This is a genomic window from Paenibacillus sp. FSL H3-0310 (genome assembly GCF_038002785.1).
GTDB classification, from domain to species: Bacteria; Bacillota; Bacilli; order Paenibacillales; family Paenibacillaceae; genus Paenibacillus_AQ; species Paenibacillus_AQ odorifer.
Genome location: NZ_JBBODC010000001.1, coordinates 1635799 through 1648036, shown reverse-complemented (window position 1 = coordinate 1648036; position 12238 = coordinate 1635799). Strand labels below are relative to the sequence as shown.

General features: G+C 44.5%; 11 protein-coding genes and 1 tRNA gene. 3 read left to right on the top strand and 9 right to left on the bottom strand.

Annotated features, from left to right (window positions below; translation table 11 throughout):
- Window positions 1-112: 112 nt before the first annotated feature.
- The 3 genes from MHH63_RS07390 to MHH63_RS07380 form a co-directional block, all read right to left on the bottom strand.
- The gene (locus MHH63_RS07390; protein ID WP_036685819.1) at window positions 113-1102 is read right to left on the bottom strand and encodes an ABC transporter permease; all 990 of its coding nucleotides are present in this window, start codon (window positions 1100-1102) and stop codon (window positions 113-115) included.
- A complete protein-coding gene (locus MHH63_RS07385; protein ID WP_341171351.1) occupies window positions 1095-2075 on the bottom strand; it encodes an ABC transporter ATP-binding protein in 981 nt (326 codons plus the stop codon). Before MHH63_RS07385 ends, MHH63_RS07390 begins: the two co-directional genes overlap by 8 nt.
- A gap of 102 nt (window positions 2076-2177) precedes the next feature.
- Entirely contained in the window at window positions 2178-3017 is an 840-nt protein-coding gene (locus MHH63_RS07380; RefSeq protein WP_076127595.1) for a GDSL-type esterase/lipase family protein, read from the bottom strand.
- 239 nt (window positions 3018-3256) lie between these two features.
- Here MHH63_RS07380 and MHH63_RS07375 point away from each other — a divergent pair.
- Window positions 3257-3329 (top strand) — tRNA-Lys (locus MHH63_RS07375).
- Between the two features lie 133 nt (window positions 3330-3462).
- Here the strand turns inward: MHH63_RS07375 and MHH63_RS07370 are convergent.
- The 3 genes from MHH63_RS07370 to MHH63_RS07360 all read right to left on the bottom strand — a co-directional run bounded on the left by MHH63_RS07370 (window position 3463) and on the right by MHH63_RS07360 (window position 7154).
- Window positions 3463-4179, bottom strand: coding sequence for a CAP domain-containing protein (locus MHH63_RS07370; protein ID WP_341171350.1), 717 nt, complete (start codon window positions 4177-4179; stop codon window positions 3463-3465).
- Between the two features lie 312 nt (window positions 4180-4491).
- Window positions 4492-6456, bottom strand: coding sequence for a WG repeat-containing protein (locus tag MHH63_RS07365; RefSeq protein WP_340010697.1), 1965 nt, complete (start codon window positions 6454-6456; stop codon window positions 4492-4494).
- 374 nt (window positions 6457-6830) lie between these two features.
- Window positions 6831-7154: a hypothetical protein gene (locus tag MHH63_RS07360; protein WP_341171349.1), complete on the bottom strand. Its 324-nt coding sequence runs from the start codon at window positions 7152-7154 to the stop codon at window positions 6831-6833.
- 326 nt (window positions 7155-7480) lie between these two features.
- On the opposite strand from MHH63_RS07360, the gene MHH63_RS07355 reads away from it, so the two are divergent.
- Window positions 7481-7657, top strand: coding sequence for a hypothetical protein (locus tag MHH63_RS07355; protein WP_341171348.1), 177 nt, complete (start codon window positions 7481-7483; stop codon window positions 7655-7657).
- Between the two features lie 271 nt (window positions 7658-7928).
- Window positions 7929-8120 (top strand): hypothetical protein, encoded by a 192-nt coding sequence (locus MHH63_RS07350; protein ID WP_143759993.1) that lies wholly within the window; start codon window positions 7929-7931, stop codon window positions 8118-8120.
- Between the two features lie 279 nt (window positions 8121-8399).
- On the opposite strand, the gene mglC is transcribed toward MHH63_RS07350, so the two are convergent.
- The 3 genes from mglC to MHH63_RS07335 all read right to left on the bottom strand — a co-directional run bounded on the left by mglC (window position 8400) and on the right by MHH63_RS07335 (window position 12229).
- A complete protein-coding gene (mglC, locus tag MHH63_RS07345) occupies window positions 8400-9407 on the bottom strand; it encodes a galactose/methyl galactoside ABC transporter permease MglC (RefSeq protein WP_076127586.1) in 1008 nt (335 codons plus the stop codon).
- A 93-nt stretch (window positions 9408-9500) separates the two neighbouring features.
- Entirely contained in the window at window positions 9501-11012 is a 1512-nt protein-coding gene (locus tag MHH63_RS07340; RefSeq protein ID WP_076302735.1) for a sugar ABC transporter ATP-binding protein, read from the bottom strand.
- 146 nt (window positions 11013-11158) lie between these two features.
- A complete protein-coding gene (locus tag MHH63_RS07335; protein WP_094903385.1) occupies window positions 11159-12229 on the bottom strand; it encodes a galactose ABC transporter substrate-binding protein in 1071 nt (356 codons plus the stop codon).
- Window positions 12230-12238: the final 9 nt, after the last annotated feature.

The window sequence follows — 12238 nt, the reverse complement described above, 5'->3', positions numbered from 1 at the left end:
TTAAGAACGGTATCCGTTACTGCCAAAAACCTAAGGATAGAATATAACGTGAAATTATACTCTCCTATATTTCTAAGAAATGCAAACAAACGTTTTGGTCACTTTGTTCATTCTAATTCAAAATATCCCTTTTCGTAAAGACGGCGAATGAAATGATCACCGAAGCGGCCCCCCATACTGCCAGCACAGCCATGGAAAATGACAAGGACATCCCTTCAATGGGGGCGGGAGTACCAGACAAATAGCTGGTCAGTCCAAGATTTACCATAAATAAATATTTCGCTGTTGTCCAGGCAGAGGCCATATTGGTCAGTATACTACCTGCAATCAGCGCTGCCATCATAACTACTATACTCGCCGCAGTACTGCGAACAAGCACCGAGATCATGAACGCGAGCAGTGCAACCACTACGCTGACGAACCAAATCAAACCACCTTGCATAAGCATATATTTCCACTGGGGCACTGCATGTACAGTAGACATATCTAGCGAATCACCACTGATTTTAAAGCCTGTAAAAACAGGAATATTAAAACCTTTAAAACCAAAGGCGAGACCAGAGATAAAGTAACTGATTGCAAATGTGGAAAGTACGATAAGCGAGACAAACATTAGCAGTGCTGTCATTTTGCTAAAAAGCACCTTCCAACGCTTGACCGGCCTAGTCAACAGCATTTTGATAGTTCCAGTTGTCCTTTCGGCCGAGACCAAATCTGAGGCCACCGCCATAATGAGCAATGGAATAAATAATGTAACCGAATTATCCATAAATTCTCGGGTAAAGGTAACCCCGCTAGGTTCATTCGGATTAACGTCATGGTGAAGATAATACTGAAGCTGTTGTACAAATATTCGCCGATAAGTCTTCCATTCCTCTGGAATCCGGTCACTGCCCAGTGAATTTTGATTATCGATAATCTGCTGCTGGATCTCAAGCCGCCAATCGGAATTAAATTTCTCCCGACTCCGTTCGGCTGAACGCATCTGTGCATAGGTGAACATAGGCACCAGTACAATCAGAATCAGCAGTATAACATAAAACCGTTTCTTTTTTATAATCTTCAAGCACTCATTACGGATTAGCGGAAGCAAGTTACTCAACATTCTCACCCTCCGTTAGTTTCAAGAATAGCTGTTCCAGTGTCGGATTAATTTTATGCACAGCTCTCACCTCAATTTCAGCAGTAACCATTACGGCCACAATCTCGGGGATCAGATCCTGATCCATGATCGTTATTAAAGAATTGGGGCCCATCCCGGCAATAATTGAGTCATCTAATGTGACGTCTTCCAGTTTCTGAATTTGAATATCTGAACGATCAGCCAGCATTTCCCGGGCCTCAGCAAAAGGCTCCAGCTCCCAAAGTACATACGGCGAATTACGAGCGATCAGCTCATCTACCGCACCTACTGCCAATACACGCCCTTTACTAATAATCGCTACACGGTCGCAAAGAAGCTGAATTTCACTAAGCAGATGGCTCGATACGAACACCGCCAGCCCTTCTTCCGCCAGCTTGCGAATGAATTCTCGCAGCTCTTTAATGCCTTTAGGGTCAAGTCCATTCGTCGGCTCGTCCAAAATAAGCAGCCGTGGACGTCCCAACAGCGCCTGCGCAATGCCTAATCGTTGTCTCATCCCAAGCGAGTATGTACTTACCTTATCATGTATCCGCTGATCTAATCGAACAATATCTACCACTTCGCTAATACGTTCATTGTCTACGCCAGGCTGCATCCGGGCAAAATGCTGCAAATTCTCCCACCCGGTCAAATAGGTATATACCTCAGGATTCTCAACGATAGAGCCTACATATTGCAATGCTTTTTCCGGATTTCGGTTCACATTGTACCCACATACTGTAATCTTGCCCTCAGTAGGTCGAATCAAATCCACAAGCATGCGGATCGTGGTCGTCTTCCCAGCCCCATTAGGCCCGAGAAAGCCGAAGATCTCCCCTTTTCTCACATCGAAAGTGACATCATCTATAATCCATATTCGCCCTATTTTTTTACGTACCCCGTCCACAGACAAGACGACTGTGCCGGAGTCTTCACTATTCGCTTTTGTCATATTTAATTTAGCTCCTTGTGACTGTCATTTTCTCGGTTTGTACTTGCTCAAAGGGCATTTACCTACATGATCTTACTGCAAAATTTAACACTCACCTATATACTACTGCACAGCCTGTATGAACCGTTCTCCGATTCGCTGATAGCCATCACCATTAGGATGAAAATGATCGGTGGATAGATACTTGTCCAAATGTCTGTTAAACAAGTCAAACGTAGGAACCAAGGTCATGTTGCTATGCTCATTAATAATATCCATTGCCGTATTATTCCACTTCGTTACCGCTTGATTGCCTGGTGCCAGTAATTCTGGAATATCGCCAAAGGGATTATACAGCCCCATATAGTAAACTTGCGCATTCGGATTGATCTGTGAGATTTTATCGAGAATCTTCTCCAGTCTAGCTGCTGCTTCTGGCAGAGCGGCTAATAAAGACTCTGGAGTCAGCTCCTGCCCAGAGGTTGATGAAGTTGTGTTGCCCTGTTGCGCCCCATTATTCTCAAGAATATCCGAATCCTTAAACAGATCATTTCCTCCGACGGATAGCAAAACAACATTCGACATGCGCAAGGCATACTCCACACCATCTTCGTTCAGTTTGCTTAACAGCCCCGCAGTAGTCAACCCGTTAATCCCCATATTGCCTAAAAAGTCTACTGTGACACCTTTTGCGGATAAACCAGTAACCGTACGCTTAACAAACCCTTCTCCGGTGTTATCACCGGTCCCCTTGGTAAGCGAATCCCCGAGCGCAACAATTTTGAGGAGCTTGACGGTCTCCGTCACCGGTGCGGCTGTTTGCTGAGGCAAGCTGCTCTCGGTAACCTCTCCGACCGGATAGATAATATCTTTAACCGCATAAACTAAACCAACCATCAAAACTATAGTTGTTACTATGGAAATCAAGCTGACGCTGCGCCATGTCCATTTCGAATCCTTCAAAGCTATCCCTCCGTATGCCGTTCTATTATGTATTGTTCCACAATTTACAAAGATCTTAACTATGTTACATAAACATAATTCTTCCATACAAGTTTTGCAAATGTCTAGCAAAGAAAAAAATCCCGCTGCTACAGTGTTTTTGCCGAGGAACGAGTGTGGACTTTTTTGAAAATAAAAAAATACTGGCTTTTTAATTAATGCCATTATATAATATTCACCGTTGACTCTTTAGACATTACGGGTTATTAGCTTAGCTGGTAGAGCAGCCGACTCTTAATCGGCAGGTCGCAGGTTCGACCCCTGCATAACCCATAGAGCTAGACAGAAGAAGTAAGGACAAGTTCCTTGCTTCTTTTTTTGTTGCATTTTTAATCTTCACCACACAAAAAAAACCGCTCCCCGACTTACATCGGAGAACGATTTCTTCCTGAAGCATCTACTCGTATTATTTACCAATAAACTCTTGAACCCAGTAATTATTATCATAGCCTACACCGATATAATTGAAGTTAGCATTCAAAATATTAGCGCGATGACCTGGACTATTCATCCATGCCTTCATTACTTCCTCTGGTGTTTTTTGTCCCATTGCGATATTCTCACCTGCGGCTTTATAAGTGATGCCAAAGGATTTCATCATATCAAAAGGTGAACCATACGTAGGTGAAGTATGTGAGAAATAATTATTCGAACGCATATCTGTAGCTTTTGTAGCGGCAACTTTGTGCAGGCTGTCCAATCCAGCTACAGGTGACAAACCAGCTGCTGCACGTTCTTTGTTTACCAGCGTTACGATTTGCTGAACATAGGTTCCTTTATTGCTCACAGCACCTGTTGTAGTTGTATTATCTGTTGGCTTAGTTACAGTAGTTGTGTCTGCTGGCTTTGTAACCGGTTTTGTAGTTGTAGTTGTGGTCGTGTTGTCTTTTTTTGGTACTGTTCCAGTTTGCGGCTTAGTCACCACGATTGTGCTATTCGAAAAAGGGAATCCCTCAAGATTAGCTTGTTTAAAATATTGTAATATTTGCTCATAACTTGTGCCTTTTATTGTTACTGTCGATTCATTCGATGCCGCATTTGCTTCCAATGGAAGAGAAATACTAAGTGCCATAACAGCTGCCACGCTACCACCGATGATTGCTTTTAATGTCTTGTTCTTCAATCTGCCATCTCCTTTTTTCTTGCGTGTAATATATGCTTCTGCCTAGAGTGACCATCTACAAATGTTACAAAGTTGTAATTTGTTCCTCAGTCATTGTAGCATAAATCTCTCAAATGTGCGCTTCTAATTTTTTACATATAATAGTCTTGACTGTAAGATTTCCGATTCCTAGATACATTCGCTTTCTTTCGCTGTTTTCCTGCCTAAAAATACCATTTTACCTGTTATGCGCGAAAAAAAGCGAAAAAAAGCGAAAAAAGTCGCCCTCCCCGAAAGGACGGCAACTTCAGCAAACCTATGGATACCTGACGATTAATGAAACGATTGCCAGAACTCGCCCTCCGTAGAGATCAATCCCATGATTTCCGCATAAGGAATCCGGAAGGTTGGAAAACCTGCAGAATACGGAGCGATCTCATAAGGTGCGAAATATAGATACAACGCTTCATTATCTACAAAAAAGGGCTGATCCGAGGTAATTCCTTTATACGTATCCGGAAAAACATATGAATATTGTGGATCGTTCTCGATCTGTTTGCCCACAATTTTACTGAGCTTCTCCACATATCTGCTGCCCGGCTTGAACAAATCCCCCAGCTTATAGAACCTGCCGCTGCGCAAATTAATATGCGGATAGATTTTGGTAGGCATTCCATGTGCTGCTCCAAAAGGAAAACGATACCCGGTCAGCTCCAGCACCAGCAGATTTTTACGGAAGAAAGAGACTGAAAAATCACCATTATAACTAAAGTCCTGGGAAACCCCTCCACTCCCAACGTCTTCAGCAAGGGATAGCTTGCGCAGCTTATCGTTAACCTCTCGCGAAACTTCCGCACTTGCAATCCCCTCAACGACCGGATAATACACCAGATAATCCCTGTTCGGTTTGTATTTCTTCTCTACTACGGAATAGGGAGGTCTCAGCGGAATGACTCCATTTTGGCGCCAAACCTGCTTTCCCTGCCGATCATAATAAGATGTGCGTTGATCTACATCTGCTCTTATCAAACGTCCGCTAAGGGTGAGTGTTCCTGCCCCTGGAATAACTGGGGGCTGGGCTGCCTTTTTTCCACTTCTATCGATAAAATAGGTATCTTTAGCATCAAATACAGACGCCAATCCCTCCTGGTAATTGTTCACGCCAAGCAGGGTGTGATTGCTCAGGACCGCTCCCGTTTTCGCATCTGCAATTACGTAACGTGATCCGCGATAAGGCTGGCTGGGGAATACAGGCGTTCCTATGGCTACTCTGCCTTCACCTAGCTGCAATACTTCATAATATTTTGCCGGGATGATCATTTTTCCTTGTTTATCAATCAGCCCGTAGGCGTTGCCATAATTTTCAGCGGTATTCACCACCGCACGTCCCTCTGAAAAAGGTAAAGCAGAGGTGAATTGCGGCTGAATAGCTACAGAACCATCCGTATTTAAATAGCCATATTTACCGTTTTCAGTCGCTTGATAGGCTAGCAAACCTTCTCCCGGACTTCCAACGAAAGGATGGTTATACGTATGCAGAATGTTCCCATCCGGATCGATGAGCGCATACTCTCCTTCTTTGATTTTAACCAAAGCCACGCCGTTCATAAAATCATTGGCATCTACATAAATCGCGGGCAGCACCTCTTTGCCTTGCGCGTCCACATATCCATATAGCGATTGGCCGCCGGTCGTATTTTGTTTTGAAAATAGTGCTCGCCCCTCATGTAATGAGTTCAAATAATCATACCGGGCGGACGTCACTTCTTTGCCTTTTTCATCAATAAAAGTGTAGCCCTTGGCATCCGACACGACCGCGCGCTCTTCCGAAAAAGGCGCAATAAAAGAATAGATCGGCTTCACTCGTTCTCTTCCAGTGCTGTCAATCAGCCCGCTGTTATTTTTTCGCTGAACTACGGCAAGACCGTTCTTTTGAAAATCCTCAGCATATTCGTACCGGGGTTCAATCTGAACACGGCCCTCGTCATTAATATATCCCCAAAGTGTGCCCTCTTTGAGATTAAACGGCGCCGGATGCAGACCCGTGGTCCGCAGATCGTCCCCCACCCACTCCGGCAATAAGTATGGCGCCTCAAAAGGTTTATTAGAGTAATCTACACGATATAATCCCGCTTCTGCCGGAATCGTGACGAACAACTCCTCTTCCGTGCGTATGAAATCCTCATCCTGCTGAGTAATATATTCGTTCCAGCCAATGCCATCCCATTTCCATACATCCGCCTGTATCAGACCATTGTCATTCCCTTTCCCCAGCTCATTCAACCTAATCCTTAACATCCAGTCGCTCCCCTTTAACAAAGGCATTTGCCTATAGAATATGGGAGAACGTTGGTTTATGTGCTTTTTGATCTTTGGGGTTAGGGGGAGGCGTATTCTAGGGCATTTTTGCCTCTCTTTCCGCTTCCGTTGCTCGATTTGGCGTATTCTAGGGCATTAATGACTCTCTTTCTTTCACGTTAGCTCGTTTCAGCTAATTGTGCGGGATTTATACCGTTCTTTCGCCCCACGTAGCTCGTTTCAGCCAATTCTACGGGATTTATACCGTTCTTTCGCCCCACGTAGCTCGTTTCAGCCAATTCTACGGGATTTATACCGTTCTTTCACCTCACGTAGCTCGTTTCAGCCAATTCTACGGGATTTATACCGTTCTTTCACCTCACGTAGCTCGTTTCAGCCAATTCTACGGGATTTATACCGTTCTTTCGCCCCACGTAGCTCGTTTCAGCCAATTCTACGGGATTTATACCGTTCTTTCGCCCCACGTAGCTCGTTACAGCCAATTCTACGGGATTTATACCGTTCATTCGCCACACATAGCTCGTTTCAGCCAATTCTGCGGGATTTATACCGTTCATTCGGCCCACGTGGCTCATTTCAGCCAATTCTACGGGATTTATACCGTTCTTTCGCCCCACGTAGCTCGTTTCAGCCAATTCTGCGGGATTTATACCGTTCTTTCGGCCCACGTGGCTCATTTCAGCCAATTCTACGGGATTTATACCGTTCTTTCGCCCCAGCTCGTTTCAGCCAATTCTACGGGATTTATACCGTTCTTTCTCCTCACATAGCTCAGGTCGGCTAGTTCTACGGGATTTATACCGTTCTTTCGCCCCACGTAGCTCGTTTCAGCCAATTCTACGGGATTTATACCGTTCTTTCGCCCCACTTAGCTCGTTTCAGCCAATTCTAAGGGATTTATACCGTTCTTTCACTCATGGTGCTTCTGTTCTGTTACTAATATTAGTTTGTTGATATTGTTGGTGAGCTATGATGAATATGATGTGTTTTCGTGGTGCTCCTGATGGCGATGGTAGTTTTATTGCTGCTGATATTGATTTGTGGCGGTGATTGCCGTGTTCATGCTGTTAATGTTGAGAGGATTGTGATAACCGTGTTTGTGTTGATGATATTAATTGGTGATGGTAATGATGCTGTAGTAGTACCGTGGCGGTTATGGTGCAACTATTGGGTGAAGTAAATCCTATTGGTGGAATATTAGATTTGATGGAGCAGGGGTGGCAATGTTGATTGAAGTTTATGGTGGTAAGTAATGTTGATGTTAGTGTTGCTGGCGCTGTTTAGTCGTGGTGGCATTTTGGCGGGTAGTTTTAGTGGTGTATTTGTTTCATGTTTGTAGTAGCCATTGATGATCTGTGTGTTAGTGGTGGTGACACTATTTGGTCGTGGTGGCATTTTAGTGGGTAGTTTTGGTGTTGTGTTTAGTTGTTAGTACTGTAGTTAGTCGTGTTTTGGTTGACAGTGTTGTGGTTGGCAGTACCGTAGTTAGTGGTGCTTTAGTTAGCAGTGCTGTAGTTAGCAGTGCTGACAGTGACATTATTGGTGTAGTTGATATTATTGGCGTAGTTGATATTATTGCTGTACTTGATGCTGGTCCCAATGGTACTAGTGGGAGCGAAATTGGTTTATCCCTAACTAATTAAACTAGTTTTTGTGGGTAGTTTTTCATACATAGTTTTTGTGGTTAGTTTTTGTGGGTAGTTTTCGTGCTCGTGCGTAGTTTTCCTATGCGAGGAGCAAGGGGGCGACGTTCAGTACTTATGAATTTGCAATTGTGAATTTGTACTTTAAATTGGTACTTATGAATTGGTACTTATGAACTGATTCTTACGAGTTGCTTATATCCGCAAGCGAAATGGACAAACCAAAAAGCGTTTGCCATAAATAGCAAACGCTATAATCACCACACATCCCCCACACAACTACTTCTTCGAAGAATATTTCCGCATATCAAATGCGACCGCGGCGATGATGATCAGACCTTTGATAATCAACTGATAGTAAGGGCTGATGCCGATGAAGGTCAGGCCATAGTTGATTAAGGTAAAGATAATAACACCGACCAGAACACCTGGCACTGTTCCGATACCACCGGTTGTGGACACCCCGCCCACGACGCAAGCAGCAATCGCATCGAGCTCATACATGTTACCATAGTTATTGGTTGCGCCACCTGTTCTGGCAGCCTCCAGCACACCAGCCAAACCATAAAGGGCTCCAGCAATCGCATAGATGTAGATCAAGTTCTTGGAAACATCGATGCCAGATACTTTTGCTGCCTGCATGTTACCGCCGATAGCGTACATGTTCTTGCCCAGCTTAGTTTTATTGAACACCACCCATACGATGGCGGCGACACCCAAGGCTATCAGCACGATATACGGGATTGAATATTGTCCCTTGCCGATAAACCCGGAACCGATTGTAGTGAAATCTGGACGCAGACCGCCAATCGGCTGTGATTGGTTGGGGTCCATGTCAAAGTACAAGGAATTCAAGCCGTAGACGATAACCATCGTACCCAGTGTTGCGATAAACGGCGGGACGTTCAGCTTGGAGACGACAATACCATTGACGAGTCCGCAGAGAAGGCCAGCGATAATAGCTATAAGGATCGGAAGCCACACTTGCACCTGCGGCAGATCAGGAAAAAAGCGCCGGGAATAATCCGGAATTTGCAGCATCGAAGCAGAGATTACCGCTGTAAAACCAACCACACGTCCAGCAGACAAGTCCGTCCCAGCTGTGATAAGGATGAAGGCAACACCAAGCGCGATGATAATCCGTGTTGACGACTGAATTAGAATGTCCCGTAAAGTATTTACAGAGATAAAGGCCGGCTCATATAAGGCAATACCCATAATTAGAATTACCAAGACAATATAAATAGCATTTTGAGTAATAAAAGATTGGGCTCTTTTAGCGTTCATTAGTAGTGTTCCTCCTTAAAGTTACGCGAAGAGTACTTCTCTTCGTAAACCAAATCTAGTTTCGCCCAGCAAAACTATCATTGAAATCCTATCCTAATGCTGTGCAGCGAGTCGCATAACTTCGGTTTCCGTAGCTTGCTCGCCTTCTAGTATTCCGGTAAGCCTACCCTCCGACATGACCATTACACGGTCAGACATTCCGAGCAGCTCCGGCATTTCTGAGGAGATCATAATGATGCTTTTCCCTTGCTGCGCCAAGTCGGCAATAATCGAATAAATCTCGAATTTAGCCCCTACGTCGATACCGCGAGTCGGTTCGTCCAGAAGCAGGATTTCGGGCTCGGTTAAAAGCCATCTGGCGAGCAGCACTTTTTGCTGATTCCCACCAGAAAGATTCATGATCAGCGTTTTGGTTGTTGGAGTTTTGGTCCGTAATTTTTCAATCATTTTATCGACTTCTTCTTTTTTCTTTTTTCCATCTAGTAGAAGTAGTAGTTTCTGGTATCGATGCAGATTAGCGATTGCGCCATTTTCATGAACAGACAAGACTGGAAAAATACCAGTGACACGCCGTTCCTCCGTAAGCAAAGCCATTCCGTGTTTCTTAGCATCCTTGGGAGATTGGATATGAATGCGCTTACCATCGATAGAAATCGTCCCCGATTTGATAGCCCTCAGGCCGAATAATGCCTCAATAACCTCTGTTCTCTGAGCGCCTACCAGACCACCAATCCCTAAAACCTCACCTCGTCTTAATTCAAAAGAAACATCTTTAAACGATCTTTCTTCAGGGGAGGTTAATCCTTCCACCTTCATATATACTTCGCCAGGCACGTTAAAGCGTTCTGGGAATCGATTGGTCAAGTCACGGCCGACCATTTTGGAAATAATAAGATCTGTAGTCAATTCCACCGCTGGCCAGGTTCCGATTTTTTTACCATCCCGCATAATGGTAACCTCGTCAGAAATTTCGAGAATCTCTTCCATTTTGTGAGATATATAAATAATAGCTACGCCTCTACTCCTAAGGTCCCGTATGATTCGAAATAAATGCTCCACCTCCACACTGGTCAGGGAGGAAGTAGGTTCATCCATTACAATAACGCGGGAGTGAAAAGAGACAGCCTTCGCAATTTCAATGGATTGGATTTTGGATACAGACAGCTTACCCACTAATGTCTCGGGATTCAGATCGATATCCAGATCTTTAAACAAATTCTCCGTGTCAGTGTACATTTTCTTATGGTCAATAAACTGGAAAGGTCCAATCCCTTTGGTTGGGAAACGTCCTAACCAGATATTCTCCATCACACTTCGGAACGGCACGGGATGCAGCTCTTGGTGAATCATGGAGATCCCATTTTTCAAAGCGTCATTTGAGCTTCCGATAGAGGTCTTCTCACCCTCCAAAAAAATCTCACCGGCATCCGGTGAATAAATACCAAAGAGACATTTCATTAAAGTGGACTTACCCGCACCATTCTCGCCCATAAGGGCATGCACCGAACCTGGTCTGACCTTTAAACTAACTGCATCCAGCGCTTTGACGCCGGGGAATTCTTTAGTAATGTCATTCATTTCTAGCAAAAACTCAGCTTTTTCCATGTTGTTACGCCCCCTACGCTTTTTTCTTTTTTCATGAGAGGCACAGCGGTTTCATCCTGTTCCCTGCCTGAAAGAAATCCGAGGAGCGAAAATCCGCTCCCCGTTGCTGCCATAAGATCATGAATTCCATCTAGATTAGAGCGTTATTATTTGGCGTCATCGATATTGTCTTTGGTGATCTTTTTATAGGAAATCCACACGTATTGGTTGTCTGTGATATCAAAGCCTACGTTATCTTTTGTAGGTGTTTCTCCTTTAGCAAGCAGAGCAGCAACTGTGATCGCAGCTTTACCTTGGTTGTTCGCATCATTCAGCACGGTACCAAGCATCGTTCCATCTTGCAGCGCTTGAATCGCAGGAGCAGTAGCATCTACACCTACTACCGGCATGAATTTATCACCCGTGAAGTAACCTGAAGCTTTTAGAGCTTCGATGGCACCGAGAGCCATATCGTCGTTGTTCGCAAGCACAGCTTCAATTTTGTCGCCATGGGAGCCAAGGAAGGCTGCCATTTTTTCTTGCCCTTTTACGCGGTCCCACATCGCAGTATCTTCAGCCAGCTTTTCTACCTTGATGCCGGCGTCTTCAATTGCTTGGATGGAGTAAGTAGTACGAAGTTCAGCGTCTTGGTGCCCCGGTTCGCCTTTTAGCATTACGTATTGGAGGACACCGTCGCCGTTTTTATCCGCTTCAGGATGTGCCTTCCAGTAGTCCACGATCAGTTGACCGGACATAGTTCCGGATTCTTCTGCCTTAGCGCCTACATAATAAACCTTATCCCATTTCTTCATATCTTCTGGCAGCGGCTCGCGGTTCAGGAAGACCACCGGAATATTTGCCGCTTTTGCTTTTTCGATAATAACGCCAGCCGCAGTACGGTCAACCGGATTGATCAGCATGCCTTTATATTTTTTGGTGATGAACAAGTCAACTTTGTCATTTTGTGTGGGTTGAGAATTTTGGCTATCTACGATATCTACAGTAGCAATGCCTTTGGCAGCAGTGTCGATTGCGTTACGAACACCTGTCATGAAGGTATCGTCAAATTTGTAAATGGCTACCCCTACTTTTGGCGTTTCAGTGGAAGAGCCCGCATTTTCAGTTTTTGGAGCGTTGGTAGCTTTACCACTGTCTGCATTATTGTTGCTATTGCCACAGCCTGCCAGGGCGGCACCCAGTATTGCGCTTGCTAAAAGAACGGAAGTGATTTTTTTCATTATTCATTG

Bases quoted from the DNA above. Each gene is read 5' to 3' on its own strand.
- MHH63_RS07340 (WP_076302735.1), bottom strand. From the start codon at position 11,012: ATGGAAAAAGCTGAGTTTTTGCTAGAAATGAATGACATTACTAAAGAA.
- MHH63_RS07335 (WP_094903385.1), bottom strand. From the start codon at position 12,229: ATGAAAAAAATCACTTCCGTTCTTTTAGCAAGCGCAATACTGGGTGCC.
- MHH63_RS07365 (WP_340010697.1), bottom strand. From the start codon at position 6,456: ATGTTAAGGATTAGGTTGAATGAGCTGGGGAAAGGGAATGACAATGGT.
- mglC (WP_076127586.1), bottom strand. From the start codon at position 9,407: ATGAACGCTAAAAGAGCCCAATCTTTTATTACTCAAAATGCTATTTAT.
- MHH63_RS07360 (WP_341171349.1), bottom strand. From the start codon at position 7,154: ATGAGCCACGTGGGCCGAAAGAACGGTATAAATCCCGCAGAATTGGCT.
- MHH63_RS07355 (WP_341171348.1), top strand. From the start codon at position 7,481: ATGGCGATGGTAGTTTTATTGCTGCTGATATTGATTTGTGGCGGTGAT.
- MHH63_RS07385 (WP_341171351.1), bottom strand. From the start codon at position 2,075: ATGACAAAAGCGAATAGTGAAGACTCCGGCACAGTCGTCTTGTCTGTG.